The 21,474-nt window shown below is 68.0% G+C and carries 20 protein-coding genes and 2 tRNA genes; 8 read left to right on the top strand and 14 right to left on the bottom strand.

Features of this window, described 5'->3' with window-relative positions:
• Window positions 1–105: 105 nt before the first annotated feature.
• Entirely contained in the window at window positions 106–738 is a 633-nt protein-coding gene (locus PKE84_RS17410; protein WP_271178512.1) for a TetR/AcrR family transcriptional regulator, read from the bottom strand.
• Window positions 739–815: 77 nt separating this feature from the next.
• Here PKE84_RS17410 and PKE84_RS17405 point away from each other — a divergent pair, with 77 nt between their 5' ends.
• The 5 genes from PKE84_RS17405 to PKE84_RS17385 all read left to right on the top strand — a co-directional run bounded on the left by PKE84_RS17405 (window position 816) and on the right by PKE84_RS17385 (window position 6,122).
• On the top strand, window positions 816–2,150 hold the full coding sequence (locus tag PKE84_RS17405) for an MFS transporter (RefSeq protein WP_271178511.1): 1,335 nt from the start codon (window positions 816–818) through the stop codon (window positions 2,148–2,150).
• 79 nt (window positions 2,151–2,229) lie between these two features.
• Window positions 2,230–4,839, top strand: a complete 2,610-nt coding sequence (valS, locus tag PKE84_RS17400) for a valine--tRNA ligase (RefSeq protein ID WP_271178510.1) — start codon at window positions 2,230–2,232, stop codon at window positions 4,837–4,839.
• Window positions 4,836–5,282, top strand: a complete 447-nt coding sequence (locus tag PKE84_RS17395) for a GNAT family N-acetyltransferase (RefSeq protein ID WP_271178509.1) — start codon at window positions 4,836–4,838, stop codon at window positions 5,280–5,282. The genes valS and PKE84_RS17395 overlap by 4 nt, the downstream gene beginning before the upstream one ends.
• A gap of 112 nt (window positions 5,283–5,394) precedes the next feature.
• A complete protein-coding gene (locus tag PKE84_RS17390) occupies window positions 5,395–5,853 on the top strand; it encodes a GNAT family N-acetyltransferase (protein WP_271178508.1) in 459 nt (152 codons plus the stop codon).
• Window positions 5,853–6,122, top strand: coding sequence for a hypothetical protein (locus tag PKE84_RS17385; RefSeq protein ID WP_271178507.1), 270 nt, complete (start codon window positions 5,853–5,855; stop codon window positions 6,120–6,122). Before PKE84_RS17390 ends, PKE84_RS17385 begins: the two co-directional genes overlap by 1 nt.
• A gap of 36 nt (window positions 6,123–6,158) precedes the next feature.
• Here PKE84_RS17385 and PKE84_RS17380 read toward each other — a convergent pair whose 3' ends face one another.
• From PKE84_RS17380 to PKE84_RS17370, 3 genes are read right to left on the bottom strand one after another with little or no spacing between them, the layout of a single operon-like run.
• Window positions 6,159–6,350, bottom strand: coding sequence for a hypothetical protein (locus PKE84_RS17380; protein WP_271178506.1), 192 nt, complete (start codon window positions 6,348–6,350; stop codon window positions 6,159–6,161).
• Window positions 6,347–7,627, bottom strand: coding sequence for an MFS transporter (locus PKE84_RS17375; RefSeq protein ID WP_271178505.1), 1,281 nt, complete (start codon window positions 7,625–7,627; stop codon window positions 6,347–6,349). Before PKE84_RS17375 ends, PKE84_RS17380 begins: the two co-directional genes overlap by 4 nt.
• On the bottom strand, window positions 7,624–8,307 hold the full coding sequence (locus PKE84_RS17370; protein ID WP_271178504.1) for a helix-turn-helix domain-containing protein: 684 nt from the start codon (window positions 8,305–8,307) through the stop codon (window positions 7,624–7,626). Before PKE84_RS17370 ends, PKE84_RS17375 begins: the two co-directional genes overlap by 4 nt.
• Before the next feature lie 111 nt (window positions 8,308–8,418).
• Here PKE84_RS17370 and PKE84_RS17365 point away from each other — a divergent pair, with 111 nt between their 5' ends.
• Complete coding sequence (locus tag PKE84_RS17365) at window positions 8,419–10,458, top strand: M3 family metallopeptidase (RefSeq protein ID WP_271178503.1); 2,040 nt, start codon at window positions 8,419–8,421, stop codon at window positions 10,456–10,458.
• A 61-nt stretch (window positions 10,459–10,519) separates the two neighbouring features.
• Window positions 10,520–11,851 carry an ion channel protein gene (locus PKE84_RS17360; RefSeq protein WP_271178502.1) on the top strand — a complete coding sequence of 444 codons (1,332 nt, stop codon included), beginning with the start codon at window positions 10,520–10,522 and terminating at the stop codon, window positions 11,849–11,851.
• Window positions 11,852–11,886: 35 nt separating this feature from the next.
• Here the strand turns inward: PKE84_RS17360 and clpX are convergent, their stop codons facing one another.
• The 7 genes from clpX to PKE84_RS17325 form a co-directional block, all read right to left on the bottom strand.
• Window positions 11,887–13,161 carry an ATP-dependent Clp protease ATP-binding subunit ClpX gene (clpX, locus tag PKE84_RS17355; protein WP_271178501.1) on the bottom strand — a complete coding sequence of 425 codons (1,275 nt, stop codon included), beginning with the start codon at window positions 13,159–13,161 and terminating at the stop codon, window positions 11,887–11,889.
• A gap of 134 nt (window positions 13,162–13,295) precedes the next feature.
• The gene (locus PKE84_RS17350; RefSeq protein WP_271178500.1) at window positions 13,296–14,042 is read right to left on the bottom strand and encodes an AAA family ATPase; all 747 of its coding nucleotides are present in this window, start codon (window positions 14,040–14,042) and stop codon (window positions 13,296–13,298) included.
• Window positions 14,043–14,052: 10 nt separating this feature from the next.
• On the bottom strand, window positions 14,053–14,721 hold the full coding sequence (locus tag PKE84_RS17345; protein WP_271178499.1) for an ATP-dependent Clp protease proteolytic subunit: 669 nt from the start codon (window positions 14,719–14,721) through the stop codon (window positions 14,053–14,055).
• Between the two features lie 24 nt (window positions 14,722–14,745).
• A complete protein-coding gene (locus tag PKE84_RS17340; protein ID WP_271178498.1) occupies window positions 14,746–15,342 on the bottom strand; it encodes an ATP-dependent Clp protease proteolytic subunit in 597 nt (198 codons plus the stop codon).
• Between the two features lie 98 nt (window positions 15,343–15,440).
• Complete coding sequence (locus PKE84_RS17335) at window positions 15,441–15,923, bottom strand: tetratricopeptide repeat protein (RefSeq protein ID WP_271178497.1); 483 nt, start codon at window positions 15,921–15,923, stop codon at window positions 15,441–15,443.
• 111 nt (window positions 15,924–16,034) lie between these two features.
• Window positions 16,035–17,444, bottom strand: a complete 1,410-nt coding sequence (gene tig, locus PKE84_RS17330) for a trigger factor (RefSeq protein ID WP_271178496.1) — start codon at window positions 17,442–17,444, stop codon at window positions 16,035–16,037.
• A 54-nt stretch (window positions 17,445–17,498) separates the two neighbouring features.
• A tRNA-Pro gene (locus tag PKE84_RS17325) sits at window positions 17,499–17,576 on the bottom strand.
• A 170-nt stretch (window positions 17,577–17,746) separates the two neighbouring features.
• Between PKE84_RS17325 and PKE84_RS17320 the strand changes: the two genes are divergently transcribed.
• A tRNA-Gly gene (locus tag PKE84_RS17320) sits at window positions 17,747–17,817 on the top strand.
• A gap of 40 nt (window positions 17,818–17,857) precedes the next feature.
• Here PKE84_RS17320 and PKE84_RS17315 read toward each other — a convergent pair.
• From PKE84_RS17315 to PKE84_RS17305, 3 genes are all read right to left on the bottom strand, one after another.
• Window positions 17,858–18,169 carry a hypothetical protein gene (locus PKE84_RS17315; RefSeq protein ID WP_271178495.1) on the bottom strand — a complete coding sequence of 104 codons (312 nt, stop codon included), beginning with the start codon at window positions 18,167–18,169 and terminating at the stop codon, window positions 17,858–17,860.
• A gap of 105 nt (window positions 18,170–18,274) precedes the next feature.
• Window positions 18,275–20,992, bottom strand: a complete 2,718-nt coding sequence (locus PKE84_RS17310; RefSeq protein WP_271178494.1) for an FG-GAP-like repeat-containing protein — start codon at window positions 20,990–20,992, stop codon at window positions 18,275–18,277.
• 265 nt (window positions 20,993–21,257) lie between these two features.
• Window positions 21,258–21,470: an Rv0909 family putative TA system antitoxin gene (locus PKE84_RS17305; protein ID WP_271178493.1), complete on the bottom strand. Its 213-nt coding sequence runs from the start codon at window positions 21,468–21,470 to the stop codon at window positions 21,258–21,260.
• Between the last annotated feature and the right edge of the window lie 4 nt (window positions 21,471–21,474).

The following is a 21,474-nucleotide window of genomic DNA, read 5'->3' as shown; positions in this document are numbered from 1 at the left end:
TTTGGCTATGACGGGCCAGCCCCGTTCGGTTCTACTCGGCGGCCGGAACCGCTTTTCTTCCGAAGACTCACCGGTGATGGCCGGGTCGATGTCTGTACGACGATTCTACCTGGTCGCGGCGCGATCATCGAGGACGGCCTGATACCCGGCGCAGACCGGCGCGATCGCCGCCTCGACGTACGGCGCGAGCGGGCCGCGTGCGACGCCCGCAGCCGCCCAGACGGCCGCGGCGGCGACGGCCGCTCCGATGACCGCGGTAGCGATGCTCCGGGGCAGGAGAGTGTCGGGATCCGCGTCCGTCCGCCGCGCGACGAAGGCGCCGAGGAGCCGCACGAGTGTCAGGAAGCGGGACAGCGCCGACGACTCGAGCTCGGCGTTGGTGCCCATCACCTCGAACTGGGTGACCGCGAGCGGCAGACGGGCGGGACCGAACTCCGCGGCCAGCGCGACGACGGACTCCTGCACGGCGTGCATGGTCGGTCCCTGGGCGGATGCTCGCTCGAGCACCTCCCCGAACTGCGCCAGGCTCTCGTCCACCTCGACCCAGAGCAGGTCGCTCTTCGCATCGAAGTAGTTGAAGAAGGTCGCACGGCTCACGCCCGCTCGACGGGTGATGTCCTCGATGGTGGTGCCGGCGTAGGTGCGCTCGAGGAAGAGCTCCGCGGCCGCCTCGGCGAGGGTGCCGCGCGACGAGGCGCGCGGTCGCCCGGAACCCGTGGAATGGATCGGCGGCGTCATGCGTTCCTTCTCCTGCCTATTATTGGACCCGATCCAATTATCGCGTCCCGCCCGAGCATCGAATGACAAGGACCGTCGTGAGTTCCACAGACACCATCACATACAGCACCACCGACCGCCCCGGCATCACACCGGGCACCGCGCGCCGGGTCACCATCGCGTCGTTCGTCGGCACCTCCCTCGAGTCGTACGACTTCTACCTCTTCGCGTACTTCAGCGCCTTCTTCGTCGGCCCGCTGTTCTTCCAGCCGCTCGGCGCCTTCGGGGGTGTGCTCGCCGGGTTCCTGACCATCGCGGCCGGCTTCGTCATCCGGCCGATCGGCGCCATCGTGTTCGGTCACCTGGGCGACCGCATCGGCCGCCGGCCGACTCTCCTCATCACGATCCTCATGATGGGCATCGGCACCGGGCTCGTCGGCGTGCTGCCCACGTACGCCCAGGCCGGGTGGTTCGGAGCGATCGCGCTCGTCCTGCTCCGCCTGGTGCAGGGGCTCTCGCTCGGCGGCGAATGGGGCGGCTCGATCCTGCTGGCCACCGAGTATGCGAACCCGAAGCGGCGCGGCTTCTACGCGTCGCTCCCCCAGCTCGGATCGCCGGTCGGCAGCATCCTGAGCGCCGTTGTCTTCATCGTCATCTCGTTCGCGCTGCCCGCCGAGCAGATCGCCGCGTGGGGCTGGCGCATCCCGTTCCTCACGGCCATCCCGCTGCTGCTGGTCTCGCTCTACCTCCGCTGGTCGATCGACGAGACGCCGGTGTTCAAGGAGCTTCTGGCGACGGGCAAGCGCGACCGGTTCCCGGTGCTCGACGTGTTCCGCAAGGCGCCGTCCGCCTTCTTCATCGCGATCGGTGCGGCGGTCCTCGGCATCGGCTCGTACTCCCTGATGAACACTTACATGGTCCAGTACGGAACGGCGACGCTCGGCTTCAGCTTCAACGACCTGCTGATCGCCACGACCATCGGCGGTCTGCTGCAGCTCGTCACCATCCCGCTGTTCGGCGTGTGGGCCACCCGGATCGGTTCCGCCAGGGTCGTCGCGATCGGCGCCGTCGGAACCCTGATCATCGCCTTCCCGATGTACTTCCTGCTGCAGTACGCCACGTTCCCGATCCTCGTCGGCAGCATGATCATCGGCGGGATCCTGCCCACCCTCTCCTGGGCAGGGCTCGGCGGACTCATGTCCGACCTGTTCCCGAGCGAGGTGCGCTACAGCGGCCTCTCGGTGGCGTACAGCATTGCCGCGCTCCTCACCGCGTTCGTCCCGTTCCTGACCGCCCTGCTCGGCAACGCGACGGGGAACGTCTGGTGGTACCCCGGAATCGTGCTCGGACTGATGAGCGTCATCACCCTCGTGTCCGCATGGCTGGCCGCCCGCCGGCGACCGATCATCGACGACGTCGAACTCGCGGCCTGAGCCTCCGCTACCCTGGAAGGACTGCACACTCAGGCACCTTTCCATTGACACGGTGCCGCACATATCGATTCGGAGAGTCATGAGCGCCGCCATTGTGCCCGATAAGCCCGCCCTCGAGGGGCTGGAAGAGAAGTGGGGCGGCCGCTGGCAGTCCGACGGTACGTTCCTCTTCGACCGCGCCGCCGCCCTCGCGGCCGAGCGCCGGTGCCTCTACTCCATCGACACCCCACCGCCGACGGCCAGCGGCTCGCTGCACATCGGTCACGTGTTCAGCTACACCCACACCGACGTCATCGCGCGGTACCAGCGCATGCTCGGCAAGCACGTGTTCTACCCGATGGGCTGGGACGACAACGGTCTGCCGACCGAGCGCCGCGTGCAGAACTACTACGGGGTGCGCTGCGACCCGTCCCTGCCGTACGACGCCGACTTCACCCCGCCGTTCGAGGGCGGCGACAACAAGAGCAGCAAGGCGGCCGACCAGAAGCCTATCTCTCGCCGCAACTTCATCGAGCTCTGCGAGCGGCTGACGGTCGAAGACGAGAAGCAGTTCGAGGCGCTCTGGCGCTCGCTCGGTCTCTCCGTCGACTGGAGCCAGACGTACCGGACCATCGGCAACGAGGCGCTGCACACTTCGCAGCTCGCCTTCCTGCGCAACATCGAGCGCGGCGAGGCCTACCAGGCCATGGCGCCGACGCTCTGGGACATCACGTTCCGCACCGCGGTGGCCCAGGCGGAGCTCGAGGATCGCGAGCAGCCCGGCGCCTACCACCGCGTCGCCTTCCACGGTGCCGACGGCCCGATCTACATCGAGACCACCCGCCCGGAGCTGCTCCCCGCGTGCGTGGCCCTGGTCGCGCATCCGGATGACGAGCGCTACAAGGCGCTCTTCGGCACGACCGTGACCACCCCGGTCTTCGGCGTCGAGGTCCCGGTGCTCGCCCACCACCTGGCGCAGCCGGACAAGGGCAGCGGCATCGCGATGATCTGCACCTTCGGCGACATCACCGACGTGGTGTGGTGGCGCGAGCTCGACCTGCCCAACCGCGCCATCCTCGGCTTCGACGGACGCCTGGTCAGCGAGCCGCCGCTCGCCATCACGAGCGAGGCGGGCAAGGCCGCGTATGCGGAGCTCGCCGGCAAGACGGTGTTCTCCGCCAAGCAGACGGTCGTCGAGCAGCTGCGAGCCGCCGGGGACATCGTCGGCGACCCGAAGCCCATCCAGCACCCCGTCAAGTTCTTCGAGAAGGGCGACAAGCCCCTCGAGATCGTCTCCACCCGCCAGTGGTACGTCAAGAACGGCGCCCGCGACGAGGCGCTGCGCTCACGCCTGATCGAGCTCGGCCGTGAACTCGACTGGCACCCCGAGTTCATGCGCGTCCGCTACGAGAACTGGGTCGGCGGCCTGACCGGCGACTGGCTGATCTCGCGCCAGCGCTTCTTCGGCGTGCCGATCCCGATCTGGTACCCGCTCGACGGCGACGGCAACCCGCGCTTCGACGAGCCGATCCTGCCCGACGCGGCCCAGCTGCCCGTCGACCCGTCGTCGGACGCCGCACCCGGCTTCGAGGAGGCCCAGCGCAACCAGCCGAACGGCTTCGTCGGCGAGCACGACGTGATGGACACCTGGATGACCTCGTCGCTCACCCCGCAGCTGGCCGGCGGCTGGCAGCGCGACGACGAGCTCTTCGACGCCGTCTTCCCCTTCGACCTGCGTCCGCAGGGCCAGGACATCATCCGCACCTGGCTGTTCTCGACGATGCTCCGTTCGCAGCTCGAGCACGGTGTCGCACCGTGGACGAACACGGCGCTCTCCGGCTTCATCGTCGACCCCGACCGCAAGAAGATGTCCAAGTCCAAGGGCAACGTCGTCACTCCGGCCGACATCCTCGAGAAGCACGGCTCGGATGCGGTGCGCTACTGGGCGGCGTCGTCGCGCCTCGGCACCGACGCCGCCTTCGACCCGCAGAACCCGACCCAGATCAAGATCGGGCGTCGCCTCGCGATCAAGATCCTGAACGCGGCCAAGTTCATCCTGGGATTCGAAGCGCCCACGTCGGACGACCTCGCCCTGGTGACCGAAGCCCTCGATCAGAGCATGCTGCAGAACCTCGCGGCCGTCGTCTCCGACGCCACCGCTGCGCTCGACGGCTACGACCACGCGCGAGCCCTCGAACTCACCGAGACGTTCTTCTGGACGTTCTGCGACGACTACCTGGAGCTCGTGAAGGAGCGCGCCTACGGCGACGTCTCCCCCGAGCAGACGTCCGCCGTGGTCGCCCTCCGGCTCGCGCTGTCGACGCTCCTGCGGCTGTTCGCGCCCGTCGTCCCGTTCGCCACGGAGGAGTCCTGGTCGTGGTTCAACGAGGGCTCGGTGCACGTGGCGGCCTGGCCGACAGCCGACGGACTGACCGACTCGTCCTGGAGCGACCGCGCCGGCGTGCTCGGTGTCGTCGGCCGGGCGCTGACGAGCATCCGCGGCGCCAAGACCACGGCGAAGGCCTCGCAGAAGGCGCTCGTCGACTCCGCCACGATCGGCGGCCCGGAGGCGGAGATCTCCGCCGTCAAGCTGGCAGGGGGCGACCTCCGCTCGGTGGGCAGAATCGCCGACCTGCGGTTCGAATCCGGCGAGGAGCTCACGGTGACCGATATTCTGCTTGCCCAGGCCCCGAGCGAGGAGGAACGATGACTGCAACGGTCCGGCGCGTGGACGACAACGAGTTCTTCACCTGGCTCGACCTCTACGCGGGCTACGGCGAGTTCTACGAGACGCCGCTCACCGACGAGAAGGCGCTGCTCGTGTGGAGCTGGCTGACCGACTCCTCGCCCGAGCTGACCGCGTACTTCGCCGTCAACGAAGCGGGCGAGCCGATCGGGCTGGCGCACGTGCGCGAATTCGCGCGGCCGCTCGACGGCAGCCGCGGGCTCTATCTCGACGACCTCTTCGTGTCGCCGGATGCACGGGGCGAAGGCGCCGCGACAGCCCTTCTCGAGTCCCTGCGCGACCGCGCCCGCGCCGAGGGCTTCTCGGTCGTCCGCTGGATCACGGCCAAAGACAACGAGACGGCTCGCCGGGTCTACGACCGGGTCGCCGAGAAGACGAAATGGGTCACCTACGACCTCGTCCCCTGAGGTCGGGCCCGGCCGCATCCCTCCGACGGCATCGACCGGCGGGGATGCGCGCGATAGGGTCGAACAAGCATCAACTCTCAGCCGTGCGGGGTATGGCAAACGGAGGCAACACATGTCGATTGACGTCCGATCGGTCGCTGACGGCGATTTCTTCGCCTGGCTCGATCTCTACGAGAAGTACGCGGAGTTCTACGAGACCACGCTGACCGACCAGAAGGCACTGCTGCTCTGGTCGTGGCTGACCGCGCCCGACCACCCTGAAGAGGGCCTCATCGCCGTCGACGGCGAGCGGATCGTCGGGCTGGCGCACTTCCGTGAGTTCCCGCGCCCCCTCGAGGGCGACCGCGGGATGTTCCTCGACGACCTCTACGTGGCGGAGGACAGCCGCGGCAACGGCGTCGGCCACACCCTGATCGACGCCGTGCGCGAACGTGCGGCGGCGCGTGAGCTCGGCGTCGTGCAGTGGATCACCGCGCACGACAACCAGGAGGCCCAGCAGGTGTACGACTCCGTCGCCAGCCGCACGTCCTGGGTCACCTACGAGATCGACCTTCCCAAGGCGCGCGCCTGATGCAGCTCGGCACCCGCTGGGCGGTCGGAGCCGCAGCCCCATCGTCCCTGCCCGAGGTCGTCGGCTATGCCGTGCAGACCGTCGAGGAGGAGCTCGTCGCCACCGAGGTCGAGACCACGGACTGGCGCTGGACGCTCACCTGGCTCGAAGGCAAGCCGGTCATCGAACTCGACGACGGCACGGTCATCCACTACAACCCCTCCGAGGACTCGGCCACGATCACCCAGCCGTCAACGCAGGAGCCCGACGAGTTCGATCTCGAGCCATAGGCCGTCGTCGCGGGCTGCACGCCGGCGAGCTCGTCGTCAGCGCGGGAGCTGCGGCAGGATGCGAGCAGCGTTGTCGCGCGAGGCCGTGATGCGGGCATCCTGCTCGTCGTAACGCGGAGCCGAGCGGAGCACCGCGTGGCGCGTCCCCCAGTTCGTGAGCGCCTGTCCGAGGCTGACAGCGGTGCGGTCGATCCAGCCGGCGCGGCGGTCGATACTGAGTGCAGTCATGATCCGATTCCTTCCGGGTGTGTTTCGGCGGCGGGCTCGTACGAGCCGGCCGAGAGCAGCAGCCGCACGGCCACGAGGCACAGTGCGACGACGATGGCGCCTCCGATGACGAAGGGGAGCCTGAGGTCGATGCGGGCGACGAACCCGCCGATGACGGTCGCGATGGGTGTGAGTCCCCAGCCGATCGTGCGGATGATCCCCATTGCACGGCCGAGCATGTCGCTCGGGATGATCGACTGACGCAGGGCGCCCCAGGGCACGTTCCAGACGGCGACGCCGAACGCGCCGACCGCGTACGCCGAGATGGCGATGAAGACGTTGCCCGTCACGCCCACGCCCAACAGCCCGATCCCGCCGACCAGCATCGACCAGAACATCACCACGCCCCGGCCCCAGCGCTCCACGAGCCGACTGGCGATCAGGGCACCGATCAGGGCACCGAGGCCGACGCCGGCGGTGACCACGCCGATCAGAGCGGCGGGAACGGAGAAGGTCTGCAGCAGCAGGAGAACGACGCTCCCCTGTGCGAACGCCATCGCGGATGCCGTGAGCGAGGTCAGCACGATCAGGGCGCGCAGCAGCCGCTGGTGCGTCAGGAACCGGACCACGGCGCCGAAGGACGGCCGAGGCTCCGCGGCGGCATCCGGATTCGCGGCGGCCTCCGCACGCAACCCCCGTGCCGCTGCGGCCGGGATCGTCAGAGCGAGAAGTCCTGCCACCAGGAAGCCCGCGCCGGTGAACCAGACCGGGATGACGATCGCCGCGGCGAACAGGAAGCCGGCGACGGGCGTCGCGATGAAGTTCTGCACCACGATCTCGGCCGACTGCATGCGCCCGTTCGCCCGGTCGAGCTGATTGCGGGTGACGAGACTCGGCACGACCGTGGTGGTCGCGTTGTCGAACACCGTCTCGCCGAGGCCGAACAGCAGCACAATCGCGTACAGCCACCAGATCGTGAGCGTCGAGGTCGCGATCATCACCGCGAGCAGCGCCGCGACGGCGAAGCGCAGGCTGTTGGCCACCGCCATCGCGATCCGGCGGTCCACCCGGTCGAGGAGGATGCCGGCGGGGATGCCGAACAGCAGCCACGGCAGGAACGTCACGGCGGACAGACCGGCGATCAGAGCGGGGTCACGGGTGAGGGTCGTCGCGATCAGCGGCACCGCGGTGCGCCCGATGCCGTCGGCCAGGTTGCTGGTGATCGCGGCGGTCCAGAGCCGGTTGAACCCGGCGCTGAGCGGGGCGCGCTCGAGGGTGGGTCGGGTCGCGGTACTCATCGGTCTTCGCCTTCGACGAGCGGGAAGGCATTGAGCTGGATCTGCACGCGCCGTGCGCCGTCGGCGGGCTCGGCGTCGGGCACGTAGCCCCATTTCGCCCGGAGCCGATCGTGCAGCGCGTAGTACTCGCGCCCGAACTCGGCGAGCTGGTCTTTGGTGAGCGCCATGTGCGACGTCGACAGTGTCGCCGCCTGCGACCATTCCTCGCCGAGTACGTCGAGGCCGTAGCGCAGATACGCGACGAGACGGCGATCGTTGTTCTGCGCCCATTCGCGCGAGATGAGCTCGGTCGCTTCGCGGCCGGCCGGGGTGACGAGTGTCTCGGGCGAGCCGATGGTCACGCCGCCCGGAGCCATCCGCCACCAGCGCTCACGAGCCGAGCCCTTATCTTCGACCTCCACGATGATGTTGTGCTTGGCGAGCTGACGAAGGTGGTAGCTGGTGGCGCCGCTCGACTCCCCCAGGCGCTCCGCCAGACCACTGGCCGTCATCGGGCCGAAGTCGCTGAGCTCGTTCATGATCCGCACGCGCATCGGGTGCGCCAGCGCCCGGAGCGACTCCAGGCTCAGGGCGTCGTCATACGGGTGGGAGATCGCGGGAGGCTTCTCGGCGGAGGCCTCAGCAGACACCTCAGCGGGCGTCTCGGCGGGTGACTCTTCGGGGGTCTTCTCAGCGGCCATACCGACAGAGTAGCAATGCAAAGTTCTCTTTGCAACAGTCTCTTTGCAATTGCTTCTTTGCAATCATACGTTTGCATGCGAAGCGCGTACCGCTGGTTCTAGGCTGGGCAGATGGCTGAATCCTCGAATCCGTTCTTCGCTCCCAGCACCCTTCCGTATCAGTTGCCTCCGTTCGCCGAGATCCGCGACGAGCACTACCGACCCGCCTTCGAGCGCGGGTTCGAGGAGCAGCTGGCGGAGGTCCGCGCGATCACCGCGGAGCGCGATACGCCCACCTTCGAGAACACGATGATCCCCCTCGAGCTGTCCGGTCGAACGCTGATGCGCGTCGCCGAGGTGTTCTTCAACAAGAGCTCGTCCGACAGCACCGATTTCACCAACGCCCTGGAAGAGGAGATCGCTCCGCTCCTCTCCTCCCATGAGGACGCGATTCGGCTCGATCCCCAGCTGTACGCGCGCATCAAGGCACTGCACGACCAGCTCGACAGCCTCGGTCTTGATGCCGAGTCGCGCTATCTCGTCGAGCGCTACTACGCCGAATTCACCCTCGCGGGCGCCGGGCTGAGCGATGACGACAAGGAGACGCTGAAGGACTACAACCAGCGCCTCTCCACCCTCACGACGCGGTTCGAGAAGAACCTCCTGGCCGACACCAACGAGCTCGCCGTCGTCTTCGACGACGCGTCCGAACTGAACGGGCTCGGCGAGGGCGAGCTCTCCGCGGCATCCGAGGCGGCGAAGGAGCGCGGTCTCGACGGCAAATACGTGATCACGCTCGTGCTGCCGACCGGGCATCCCTCCCTCGCCGCCCTGACCGATCGCTCCGTGCGTGAGCGCATCATGACCGCTTCGCGTTCGCGTGGCATCCACGGCGGCGACAACGACAACCAGCAGCTCGTGCTCGACATCACTCGGCTGCGGGCGGAACGCGCGCGCCTGCTCGGCTTCGAGACGCACGCCGCGTACGTCACCGCCGATCAAACCGCCAAGAACCCGCGGGCCGTCGCCGACATGCTCGGCAGGCTCGCCCCGCCGGCGGCGCGCAACGCCCTGGCCGAGCAGGCCGACCTGCAGGAGCAGATCGGTGACGCGTTCGCCCTGGCGAGCTGGGACTGGTCGTTCTACACCGAGAAGGTGCGGCAGGCGAAGTACGACGTGGATGTCGCCGCGATGCGCCCGTACTTCGAGGCGGAGCGTGTGCTGCGCGACGGCGTGTTCTACGCGGCGACCCGCCTGTACGGCGTCACCTTCGCGGAGCGTCCCGATCTCGTGGCCTACCACCCGGATGCCCGGGTCTTCGAGGTCAGCAACGAGGACGGCTCGCCGCTCGGCCTCTACATCCTCGACCTCTACACCCGCGACTCCAAGCGCGGCGGAGCGTGGATGAACCCGCTCATCTCTCAGTCCGAGCTGCTCGACACCCCGACCGTCGTGGTCAACAACCTCAACGTGCCCAAGCCCGCCGCCGACGAGCCGACGCTGCTCACCTACGACGAGACGAACACGCTCTTCCACGAGTTCGGGCACGCCCTGCACGGCCTGTTCGCCCGGGTGACCTACCCGAAGTTCGCCGGCACCAACGTCTTCCGCGACTTCGTCGAGTTCCCCAGCCAAGTCAACGAGATGTGGATGCTCTGGCCGGAGGTCCTCGCGAACTACGCCGTGCACTATCAGTCGGGCGAGCGCATGCCGCAGGAACTCGTCGACCGGCTGCACGCGTCGGAGGCCTTCAACGAGGGCTTCCTCACCAGCGAGTACCTGGCTGCAGCCCTCCTCGACCAGGCATGGCACGCGATCACCGCCGACGACACCGTGACCGATGTCGCTGCGTTCGAGGCGGAGGCGCTGCGGGCGGTCAGCCTCGACAACCCCGCCGTTCCTACGCGGTACGCGAGCACCTACTTCGCCCACACGTTCTCCGGCGGTTATGACGCCGGGTACTACTCGTACATCTGGAGCGAGGTGCTCGACGCCGACACGGTCGAGTGGTTCAAGGAGAACGGCGGACTGCTCCGTGAGAACGGCGACCGTTTCCGCAGTCGTCTTCTCGGCGTCGGCGGCTCGAAGGACCCGCTGGAGGCCTACCGCGACTTCCGCGGCAGGGACGCCGTGATCGAACCGCTGCTCGCGCGCAGGGGCCTCGACAGCTAGTTGGCACTGGACCGCTCCCCGCGTCGCGCCCTACGCTGAGGCCGATGAGCAGGAGGGTCCGATGACATCCACGACCGGTGACGCCGGAGTCCCGAGCATCCGGATGCTCGTGCGGCTCTCCGTGCCCGCGGTCATCATCGGCGTCGTCTCGGCACTCGTCCTGTGGTGCCTCGACGAGGTGGCCGGCCTGCTCGAGGACGGACTGTGGAAGGGACTGCCCGGAGCGCTCGGCATCGACCCATCGTCGGGCTGGTGGATCTTCGCCGTTCTCACCGCCACGGGCGTCGCGATCGGGCTCGTGGTGTGGCTGGTCCCCGGTCACGCGGGTCCGGACTCGGCCACGACGGAGCTGATGACGCCTCCCCTGCGCCTCGCCGTGCTGCCGTCGCTCATCCTCGCGACCGTACTGGCCCTGGCGGGCGGCGTCAGCCTCGGCCCCGAGAACCCCATCATCGCGATCAACACGGGCCTTCTCGTCGCCGTGATCGCCCGGCTGTGGCCCGCTATCCCTCCGCAGCTCGTCGTCCTGATCACGGCAGCGGGCACGATCGGCGCCCTGTTCGGCACGCCGGTGGCGGCCGCGCTGGTGTTCACCGGCGTCGTCGCCGCCTTGAAGACGGGCGGGGCGCTCTGGGACCGCCTCTTCCTGCCGCTCGCCTCCGCGACTGCCGGGTCGATCACGATGACCCTGCTGGCGCATCCGTCGTTCGCCATCGCGATGCCGACCTACGATGCGCCGAAGATCGTCGATCTCGCGGGTGGAATCGTGATCGGCATCGTCGCGACGCTTCTCGGGCTGGTGATCGTCTACGTCTTCCCGCTCGTGCACCGCACGTTCCACCGCATCGGGCATCCGCTCATCTACATCACCCTCGGCGGTCTCGTGCTCGGCGGCCTGGGCGCGCTCGGCGGTCCGATCACGCTCTTCAAGGGCCTCACCCAGATGAACGAGCTCGTCCAGACCCGCGGCGACTACACGACCTGGCAGCTCGCTGGCATCGTGGGCGTCAAGGTCGTCGCCCTCGTGATCGCCGCCGCAGCCGGCTTCCGCGGCGGCCGGATCTTCCCCGCCGTCTTCATCGGCGCCGCCGTCGGTGTGCTCGCGAACGCGCTCGTCCCCGCCGTTCCGCTGCCCGTCGCCGTCGGGTGCGGTGTACTGGGGCTGACACTCGCGATCGCGCGCGACGGCTGGATCGCGCTGTTCATCGCCGCGGCGGTGACCAACTCACCCGCCATGCTTCCGCTGCTCTGCCTGGTGATCCTGCCGACGTGGCTGATGGTGTCACGGGCGCCGGAGATGCTCATCAAGCCGCCCGTGACGGTCGCTCCCGCACCGGCCGGGCCGACGGGGCCGCCCGACTCCCCCACGCAGCAGACGGCGCCCGGCAGCTGATCGCTGCGGGCGCCGTCTGCACACCTGTTCGGCGGTTAAGCCGACTTCTCTTCGCGTCGCGGACGGTGAGGGACGATCGTCGGAGCGGCGTTCTCGAGCACCGCCTCGCGGGTCACGACCACGCGGGCGACCTCGGAGCTCGACGGCACCTCGAACATGATCGGCCCGAGGACCTCTTCCATGATCGCGCGCAGCCCGCGGGCGCCGGTCTTGCGGAGAACCGCGAGATCGGCGATCGCCTCGAGCGCCGGCGGCTCGAAGTCGAGCTGCACGCCGTCGAGTTCGAACATGCGCTGGTACTGACGCACGAGTGCGTTCTTCGGCTCGGTCAGGATCTGCATGAGCGCTTCCTGGTCGAGCTGCGTCACGGTCGTCACGACCGGGAGGCGACCGATGAACTCGGGGATCAGACCGAACTTGTGCAGGTCTTCCGGCAGCACCTCGCTGAAGAGGTTCACGTCGTCGCCCTTGCTGTGCAGCGGGGCGCCGAAGCCGATGCCCTTCTTGCCCGCACGCTGGGAGATGATGTCTTCGAGCCCGGCGAAGGCGCCGGCCACGATGAACAGCACGTTCGTCGTGTCGATCTGGATGAACTCCTGATGCGGGTGCTTGCGACCGCCCTGCGGCGGAACGGAGGCGACCGTGCCCTCGAGGATCTTGAGCAGGGCCTGCTGCACGCCCTCGCCCGAGACATCGCGGGTGATCGACGGGTTCTCGGCCTTGCGGGCGATCTTGTCGACCTCGTCGATGTAGATGATGCCGGTCTCGGCCCGCTTCACGTCGTAGTCAGCGGCCTGGATGAGCTTGAGCAGGATGTTCTCGACGTCTTCGCCGACATAGCCGGCCTCGGTGAGCGCCGTGGCGTCCGCGACCGCGAACGGGACGTTCAGCCGCTTGGCGAGCGTCTGCGCCAGGTACGTCTTGCCACAGCCCGTCGGGCCGATCAGCAGGATGTTGCTCTTGGCGATCTCGACGTCGTCCATCGCGTCGGCCGCGGTGATCGTCGAACGGGCGCGAACCCGCTTGTAGTGGTTGTAGACGGCGACCGCGAGTGCGCGCTTCGCCGCTTCCTGTCCGATGACGTACTCCTCGAGGAAGCCGAAGATCTCTTTCGGCTTGGGGAGGTCGAACTCGCTCGACGTCTCCTCGCCCGCTTCCGCGAGGCGCTCCTCGATGATCTCATTGCACAGCTCGACGCATTCGTCGCAGATGTACACGCCCGGACCGGCGATGAGTTGCTGAACCTGCTTCTGGCTTTTGCCACAGAAGGAACACTTGAGCAGATCGGCGCTTTCCCCGATACGAGCCATCCGTCACCCTCCTCCTTCGGGTATCTTCTGACGAGCCTAACCTGTGCGGGCGACAAAGGTGCGCACCCCGCCCGCAAATGATCTCCGGCGCGTTCGCCCTCAGCGATTGCGCCGCAAACGGCGGTCACGGTTCGTCACAGCAGATGCCGCAGGTACCGCTCGGGGTCGTCGAGATAGGAGCGCCAGTGGCCCACGATCTCCAGGTCCTCCCAGGTGCTCTCCCGGATGCCCCACTCCCCTGTCTCGAGCAGATGCGCTCCGGGCAGCGACGCGAGTATCGGCGAATGCGTCGCGCAGATCACCTGGGTGCCGCGCTTCGCCATCTCGTTCAGGTTGGCGAGCCAGCGCAGGCTCGACCCGAACGACAGCGCGGCTTCGGGCTCGTCGAGCACCACCAGCCCCGCGACGAACTGCGGATGGTTGAGCTTGGTCTCGAGGAGCTCGTTGAACGACTCGCCGTGGCTCAGGGCATGGAGCACGGCATCCGGTCCGCCCAGGCTCTCGAGGTACGTGTAGTAGCCGTGCATCGTCTCGGCGCGCAGGAAGAACCCCCAGCGGGGGGCCGACGGGCTGCGCTCGGCGAGCAGCCATTCGCCGAGCGACGACTCCGACGGGCGGGTCTCGTGCCAGCCCTGGTTGCTCCCACCCTCCGGGGGAAGCCCGTACGCCGTGGCGATCCCCTCGACCAGGGTCGACTTGCCGCTGCCGTTCTCGCCGACCAGGAACGTCACGCCGGCAGGCAGCTCGAGGCCGTCGCGCAGCACCTGCGCGACGGCCGGGATGTTCGCCGGCCACACATCCGGGTCGTACATCGCGTCGTTGAAGACCCTGACACGCCGAACGGGGCGATCGTCGTGAAGACGATCGCCCCGTTCGGTCATGCCGAGGACTCTACTTGACGAGTGCCGGAAGCGCCTTGCGGCTGGTGAGCACCTGGTCGATGAGACCGTACTCGAGCGCCTCAGCGGCCGAGAGGATCTTGTCGCGGTCGATGTCCTTGTTGACCTGCTCCTGCGAGCGGTTCGAGTGGTGCGCGAGCGTCTCCTCGAGCCAGGTGCGCATGCGCATGATCTCGTTGGCCTGGATCTCGATGTCGGACGCCTGGCCCTGACCGGCCTCACCGACGGCGGGCTGGTGGATCAGGATGCGGGCGTTCGGCAGCGCGAGACGCTTGCCGGGCGTGCCGGCGGCGGTGAGCACTGCGGCGGCCGAGGCGGCCTGACCGAGCACGACCGTCTGGATCTGCGGGCGGATGTACTGCATCGTGTCGTAGATCGCCGTCATCGCGGTGAACGAGCCACCGGGCGAGTTGATGTACATGACGATGTCGCGGTCGGGGTCCTGGCTCTCGAGCACGAGGAGCTGCGCCATGATGTCATCGGCCGAAGCGTCGTCGACCTGCACGCCGAGGAAGATGATGCGGTCCTCGAAGAGCTTCGCGTACGGGTCCTGGCGCTTGTAGCCGTAGGCCGTGCGCTCTTCGAAGCTCGGCAGGATGTAGCGCGCACCCGGGGCCTGGACCCCGTTGAACGCCTGACCACCGAAGTTGGGGATGTTCATTTCGTCGTATTCCTTCCGTGGTCTCTACTTGACGGCGTCCGCGTCGGTGCCGCCACCGCCGACGACGTCGGAGGCCGTCTCGCGGATGTGGTCGACGAAGCCGTACTCGAGGGCCTCCTGGGCGGTGAACCAGCGGTCGCGGTCACCGTCGGCGTTGATCTGCTCGACCGACTTGCCGGTCTGCGCCGCCGTGATCTCCGCGAGGCGCTTCTTCATGTCGAGGATGAGCTGCGCCTGCGTCTGGATGTCGCTGGCCGTTCCGCCGAAGCCGCCGTGCGGCTGGTGCAGCAGCACGCGGGCGTTGGGGGTGATGTACCGCTTGCCCTTCGTGCCCGCGGTCAGCAGGAGCTGGCCCATCGAGGCCGCCATGCCGATTCCCACGGTGACGATGTCGTTCGGGACGAACTGCATCGTGTCGTAGATGGCCATACCCGCGGTGATCGAGCCACCGGGTGAGTTGATGTAGAGGTAGATGTCGCGCTTGGCGTCCTCCGCAGCGAGGAGCAACAGCTTCGCGGCGATCTCGTTCGCGTTGTCATCCCGCACCTCGGAGCCGAGCCAGATGATGCGGTCCTTCAGCAGTCGGTCAAAAACACTGGGTTGCATGCCCATGTCGGCCATGTGTCGCTCCATTTCCTTGTCGCTTCGTGAACGAATCTATCGGAGCCGCAACAGCATTTCCGGCCTGTTCGCCCTGGGCAGATCGGCGGGGCTCCGGCTCAGCGCCCGACGAGGTCGTCCCCGTAGGCCGCGACGGCCCGGCCGTACTGCGGAAGGTGCGGTGCGAGTGCGCTGAGCGACACCTGGACGGCCGCCGAAGGTTCGCCAGCGTCGTGCAGGGCGAGCGCCAGGAACGCGCGTGCGGCATCCGCCAGCGGATGGCCAGGATGCTCGGCTAGTTCGCCCCGCAGAAGCGCGGCGCTCTCCCCCGCCCGGCCGAGGTTGCGGAGCGTGCTCGCCAGCTGGATGACGGCCTGAGCGCGCTCCGGCTCGGCGAGGCCGCACTGCAGGGCCCGGCTGTAGAGCGGCTCGGCCTCGGCCTCGAGGCCCGCGTAGTCGCGGGCGCCGGCGGCTTCGAACAGCGCACGGGGGTCGTCCTCCTGGCGTTCGGCCACGAGGGCGTCGATCGCCTGCACGACCGCGTCGTCGCTCATGGTTCCCGCCGCCGTCCACACCGCGGCGACCCGCGCGTCCCAGTCCATGAGCATCCCCTCGTCGTTTCGTCGCTCGTCGTGTCGTCGCGCCGGGCGCGCTGGTCGCCCGGATACGCAGAAGGCCGGGAGCGATGTGCTCCCGGCCTTCAGGCGTGTCGACTACTTCTTCTTGGAAGCGGCCTTCTTCTTGGGCTTCTCCTCTTCGGCCGGAGCCTCGGCGGCCTCTGCCGCCTCTTCGGCCTCCGCGGTCTCGACGACCTCGTCGACGACGTCGGCGCCGTCTTCCTCGTCCTCGGGCAGTGCCGTGAACTCGGACAGGTCGACGGCATTGCCGTTCGAGTCGGTGACGGTCGCCTTGCCGAGCACGATCGCGAGCGCCTTGTTACGGGCGACCTCGCCGACCATCGACGGGATCTGGCCGTTCTCGCTGAGGATCTTCACGAACTCGTTGGGGTCCATGCCGTACTGGGCTGCGCCCTGCACCAGGTACTGGGTGAGCTCGTCCTGGCTGACCTTGACGTCTTCGGCCTGAGCGACCTCGTCGAGGAGGATCTGCGTGCGGAAGGTCTTCTCGCTCGACTCGGTGACCTCTGCGCGGTGCACGTCGTCTTCGAGGCGGTTCTCCTGCTCCAGGTGGCGGTGCACCTCGTCTTCGACGAGCGCGGCCGGAACCGGGATCTCGACGAGCTCGAGGAGCTTCTCGACGAGCTGGTCGCGGGCGCTGGTGCCCTGACCGAAGGTCTTGGCACGCTCGACCTGGCCGCGCAGGCTGTCCTTGAGCTCGTCGATCGTGTCGAACTCGCTCGCGATCTGCGCGAAGTCGTCGTCGGCGTCGGGCAGCTCGCGCTCCTTGACCGCCAGGAGGGTCACGGTGATCTGGGCGCTCTCACCCTCGTGGTCGCCGCCCATGAGGGGCGCCTCGAACGTGGTGGTCTCGCCGGCGGTCAGCGTGTCGAGCGCCTCGTCGATGCCCTCGATCAGCTCGCCGGAGCCGATCTCGTAGGAGATGCTGTTGGCCGTGTCGACCTCGTCGTCGCCGATGGTCGCGACCAGGTCGATCTGGGCGAAGTCGCCGGTCTTGGCCGGGCGGTCGACGGTGACCAGCGTGCCGAAGCGGCTGCGCAGGGTGTCGAGCTCCGACTCGATGTCGGCGTCGGTGACCTCGGCCGCGTCGACCGTGATCTTCACGTCGTCGTACGTGGGCAGCTCGATCTCGGGGCGCACATCCACCTCGATGGTGAGCAGCAGGTCGCCCGAGAAGTCCTTCTCGTTCGGCCACTCGGTGATGTCGGCTTCCGGACGGCCGAGCGGACGCACGTCGCTCTCGTCGACGGCCTGACGGTAGAACCCGTCGAGCCCCTCGTTGACCGCGTGCTCGAGGACGGCGGCCTTGCCGACGCGCTGGTCGATGATCGCCGGCGGCACCTTGCCCTTGCGGAAGCCGGGGATGCTGACCTGCTCGGCGATGTGCTCGTACGCGTGCTTGATGGACGGCTTCAGCTCCTCCGGCGTCACCGAGATGGTGAGCTTGGCGCGAGTGGGGCTCAGCTTTTCGACCGTGGTCTTCACGTTGTTGGGTTCTCCTGTAGTTGAACGGTGGTCTTCGTCGTGTGGCTCGAGGTCTGGTCGGGGCGACAGGATTCGAACCTGCGACCTCCCGCTCCCAAAGCGGGCGCTCTAGCCAAGCTGAGCTACGCCCCGGGTTCAGCGACCTCAAACCCGCCCGGTCCGTACCGCGACGCGAACGAACCCGTCGGGGGCGAAAGACCACGCGCAAGTCTACTGCACCCGTGACGACGACGGTGCGCCGGTCGGGGCACGTACGAAACCTGTACTACGATGTCCTGGGTGCCTCGCTCACGCGGGACTCCGGGGATGTAGCTCAATGGTAGAGCCTCAGTCTTCCAAACTGATTACGCGGGTTCGATTCCCGTCATCCCCTCTGTAACCGGCGCTGTACGCGTCGACCGGGACTCGAGCCGCTATGACGTGGCGAGTGCCTGCGCGATCCACCAGGAGAGCAGGCTGAGCACGATGCCGGCGAGCGGGTAGAAGAACGCCAGGCGGCGCCGCGTGAGGGCGACGATCCCCCCGATCACGCCGGCGAGCGTGAGCACCGGCGGCAGGAACACGCCCAGGAAGAAGCCGAGTGCATGCGTGGCGCCGTCGGTGTCCCAGAGGAAGACGCCGAAGAAGAGTCCGATGGCCAGCCCGATCGAGCCGACGATGAGCAGCACCGTCACGACGACGTCGCCGAGGTGGGCGCTCTGGGGCTTGCCTGATTCGGCGGACACGGTGTCACCGTAGCGCCGCTGTCGCGCTACGTCCAGCATCCGCAGATGGAAAAGGAAGAGCCGGCGGGTGTTGGTCTGCCGGCTCTTCCTCTTCTCAACTCGGGATCATCCGTAGATCTGCCAGCCGGTGCCGATCGCCATCGTCGAGGAGAACGAACCGGTGGTACTTCCGGCCGTGCCCGTCCCCGCGTAGAACAGGGCGGAGCCGTCGGCCCGGATGCCGATGATGTCGTTGATGCGGTCGCCGTTGGCGTCCTGCCCGCCCACGAGGGTCTGGAACGTGTTCCAGCCGCGGCCGATCTGCACCTCGGGCGCGAAACCGGAGTTGGTCGCGCTGGGTTTGCCTGTCCCGGCGAAGAACGACAGGGTGCCGTCGGTGCGGCGCGCCACGATGTCGGGGCGCCCGTCGCTGTTGACGTCGCCGACGCCCAGGATCGTGTCGAAGATCTGCCAGTTCGTGGCCAGCTTGACCGCGGGCTTGTAACCCTCGTGCGTACTGTCGACGACAGCGGTGCCCGCGTAGAACCACAGTGAGCCATCCGGTCGCCGCGCGATCAGGTCGGAACGACCGTCAGCGTTGAAGTCGCCGACGCCCACCACCGTGTCGTAGACACCCCACCCGTGCCCGACCTTCACGCCGGGCTTGTAGCCGGTGTCTGCGCCCGCGACCTTGCCGGTTCCGGCGTAGAACCAGAAGGTGCCGTCGGCACGGATCCCCAGCAGGTCGGGCTTGCCGTCGCCGTTGAAGTCGCCGGGCGCGACCAGCTTGGAGTAGACCTGCCAGCTGGTGCCGATCCTGCTCGGGGTCACGTAGAGGGCGCCGGTCGAGGTCATCGAGCCCAGCCCGGGGTAGAGCCACAGGCTGCCGTCGGCCCGGGTGGCCAGCACATCCGCCTTGCCATCGCCGCTGAAGTCACCGACGCCGAGTTCGTTCGTGTTCACGTTCCAACCGCCCGCAGACGTCTTCGCGGCCGAATAGCCCTCATCCTTCACCACGCTCCCGGGGAGGTAGGTCAGCGCACCGGCAGCGGAACGAGCCAGCAGGTCGGGCGTACCGTCACGGTTGAGGTCGCCGGGGGCCACCAGCGTCGAGGTGCCCGTCACGCCGGACAGCGTCACCGGGCGGGCAGGCAGATACCAGGCGTTCGTGCCCGAGGTGCGGCGCGTTCCCGCGTAGTAGTAGGCGCTCCCGTTCGGCATCAGGCCGATCAGGTCCGCTTTTCCGTCGCGGTTGAGGTCGCCGACGCCCAACACCTGCTTGAACACGTTCCAGCCGGTGCCGATCTTCTTGCCGGCAGCGTAGCCCTGCGCGTTCCCTCCGACGACACCCGTGCCTGCGTAGAACCACAGCGTGCCATCCGGACGCCGGGCGAGCAGGTCGGCCTTGCCGTCGCCGTCGAAGTCGCCGGCGGCCGAGATCTCGGTGTAGACGCTCCAGCCGGTTCCGATCTGTCGGCCGGATGCGAAAGTGGGCTTGCTCTTCGCGGCGTTGTTCGAGGCGTACAGCCAGAGGGTGCCGTCGGTCTTGCGGGCGACCAGGTCGGGCTTGCCGTCGCCGGTGAAGTCGCCGACGCCCAGGATGGTGTCGAAGGCGTTCCAGCCGACACCGATCTGGACGGCCGCGGCGTACCCGCTGTCCGACGAGCTCACCGTGCCGGTGCCGGCGTAGAACCAGAGGGTGCCATCGGGACGCCGCGCGATGAAGTCCGGTTTCCCGTCGCCGTTGAGATCCCCGGTCCCGATCACGGGAGCCGTGAGCGGTGTCGGTGCGGGCGGAATCGGCGTCGCTCCGCCTCCACCCGTGCTCGTTCCCCTGGCGAACGCCGCGAGCTGGGCCTCGGTGCCGTTGAAGACGTCCTGGTCACCCGGGAACACGCCGGCATCGGCGTACTGCCACATCGTGTACCGGCTCCATCCTGCGGGCAGTGTGCCCGCGCCGGACGCGATGTTGCTCGGGTACCGCGCGATGAAGAGCGGGTTGGCACCGAACGACGAGGTGTTGCCGGTGCACCGTGTCCACCAGTCGGTTGTCGAGTAGATCGCGGGGAGGCGGCCGGTGCGGGCGAGGATCGTGTTCGAGAAGTCCCGGATCCACGACACCATCTGCGCCGCGCTCAGGCCGTAGCAGGTCGCGCCGTACGGGTTGTACTCGATGTCCAGCAGCGGCGGCAGTGTGCGACCGTCGTTGGTCCAGCCGCCGCCGTTGTTGACGAAGAAGTTCGCCTGGGTGGCTCCCGACGACGTGTTCGGCGTCGCGAAGTGGTAGGCGCCGTGGGCGAGACCGGCTGTGTACGAGTCGCTGTACTGCTCAGCGAACTGGCTGCTCCGGTAGTCGGTGCTCTCGGTGGCCTTCACGTAGGCGAAGCGTCCGCCGTTCGCGTAGATCGTGCGCCAATTGGCGAGGTTCAGCACCTGCCAGCCGCTCACGTCGAGGCCCTGCACGCCGGCGGGGCGGGCGGCTGCGAGAGAACGGAACTTCGAGCCCGACCCTTCGGACGCCTCGACCGGGATCGTCGACCCCATCGCATGGTTGCGGGCGGCATTCATCGTGGCCAGCGACGGGTCGTCTCCGACCGCGGGAGCCGGAGCGGCTGTCGGCGCCGGGGACGCGGGGACCGACGGCGACGGAGTCGTTGTGGGCGCCGGGACTGCGGTGGGTGCCGGGCTCGCCGTCGGCGACGCCGCATCCGGCCGGCTCGCCGTCACGGAGGGAGACGGCTCAGGCGTCGCCGTCGTGGCGTTCGCCGGTGACGCGAGCACGCAGCTTGCGACCAGCGCCGCAGCAACGGCTGCCGTCGTGGCGAATTGGGAAACGGTGGGCATCGGAGGCGCTCCTCAGCTGTGGACGGATCCCTCGGGAAAGAACGCAACGGAGTCCACCGTCGACGAGCGGGATTGCAGTATGGTCGGTCGGGTCCACCGCTTCGGGGTCGGTCGGAGCGATGGTTCGAAGCTTAAGGCTTCGGTGGAAGTTTAACGGGATTCGTTCAGCAAGGAACCCTACCCGTTCGGGGGGTCCCGCATCGAGGCAGAGAAAAACGGCCGGTCCCACGAGGAAACCGGCCGTTCGGGATTACGTGTAAGCCCGCTATTCGTTGCCGACTTTCTTGTCGGCGGCGTCGCGGGCGCCCTCGATCTGCTCGTCGAACTTGCCGCCGCTGACCTTCTTCGCCGCGTCGGCGACGCCGTCGAGGAGCTTGTCGCTCACGCCTTCGGCCTGTTCGCTCGAGAGCGCGTCTTTCACCGCACCACTGTCGAGGAATTCCTTCGCCTTATTGGTGATGTCGTCCAGTCCGGCCATCTGA

The sequence above is a fragment of the Leifsonia poae genome (assembly GCF_027921845.1).
Lineage (GTDB): Bacteria > Actinomycetota > Actinomycetes > Actinomycetales > Microbacteriaceae > Leifsonia > Leifsonia poae.
Note: the sequence above shows the minus strand (reverse complement) of the source record. Positions and strands in the feature narration are given on the sequence as shown.

What these genes read in the sequence shown, in the direction of transcription:
- clpX (WP_271178501.1), bottom strand. Translation starts at nt 13,161, where the DNA reads ATGGCTCGTATCGGGGAAAGCGCCGATCTGCTCAAGTGTTCCTTCTGT.
- PKE84_RS17335 (WP_271178497.1), bottom strand. Translation starts at nt 15,923, where the DNA reads ATGGACTGGGACGCGCGGGTCGCCGCGGTGTGGACGGCGGCGGGAACC.
- PKE84_RS17390 (WP_271178508.1), top strand. Translation starts at nt 5,395, where the DNA reads ATGTCGATTGACGTCCGATCGGTCGCTGACGGCGATTTCTTCGCCTGG.
- PKE84_RS17365 (WP_271178503.1), top strand. Translation starts at nt 8,419, where the DNA reads ATGGCTGAATCCTCGAATCCGTTCTTCGCTCCCAGCACCCTTCCGTAT.
- PKE84_RS17385 (WP_271178507.1), top strand. Translation starts at nt 5,853, where the DNA reads ATGCAGCTCGGCACCCGCTGGGCGGTCGGAGCCGCAGCCCCATCGTCC.
- PKE84_RS17305 (WP_271178493.1), bottom strand. Translation starts at nt 21,470, where the DNA reads ATGGCCGGACTGGACGACATCACCAATAAGGCGAAGGAATTCCTCGAC.
- PKE84_RS17380 (WP_271178506.1), bottom strand. Translation starts at nt 6,350, where the DNA reads ATGACTGCACTCAGTATCGACCGCCGCGCCGGCTGGATCGACCGCACC.
- valS (WP_271178510.1), top strand. Translation starts at nt 2,230, where the DNA reads ATGAGCGCCGCCATTGTGCCCGATAAGCCCGCCCTCGAGGGGCTGGAA.
- PKE84_RS17310 (WP_271178494.1), bottom strand. Translation starts at nt 20,992, where the DNA reads ATGCCCACCGTTTCCCAATTCGCCACGACGGCAGCCGTTGCTGCGGCG.
- PKE84_RS17395 (WP_271178509.1), top strand. Translation starts at nt 4,836, where the DNA reads ATGACTGCAACGGTCCGGCGCGTGGACGACAACGAGTTCTTCACCTGG.
- PKE84_RS17345 (WP_271178499.1), bottom strand. Translation starts at nt 14,721, where the DNA reads ATGAACATCCCCAACTTCGGTGGTCAGGCGTTCAACGGGGTCCAGGCC.
- PKE84_RS17370 (WP_271178504.1), bottom strand. Translation starts at nt 8,307, where the DNA reads ATGGCCGCTGAGAAGACCCCCGAAGAGTCACCCGCCGAGACGCCCGCT.
- PKE84_RS17340 (WP_271178498.1), bottom strand. Translation starts at nt 15,342, where the DNA reads ATGGCCGACATGGGCATGCAACCCAGTGTTTTTGACCGACTGCTGAAG.
- PKE84_RS17360 (WP_271178502.1), top strand. Translation starts at nt 10,520, where the DNA reads ATGACATCCACGACCGGTGACGCCGGAGTCCCGAGCATCCGGATGCTC.
- PKE84_RS17350 (WP_271178500.1), bottom strand. Translation starts at nt 14,042, where the DNA reads ATGACCGAACGGGGCGATCGTCTTCACGACGATCGCCCCGTTCGGCGT.
- PKE84_RS17375 (WP_271178505.1), bottom strand. Translation starts at nt 7,627, where the DNA reads ATGAGTACCGCGACCCGACCCACCCTCGAGCGCGCCCCGCTCAGCGCC.
- PKE84_RS17410 (WP_271178512.1), bottom strand. Translation starts at nt 738, where the DNA reads ATGACGCCGCCGATCCATTCCACGGGTTCCGGGCGACCGCGCGCCTCG.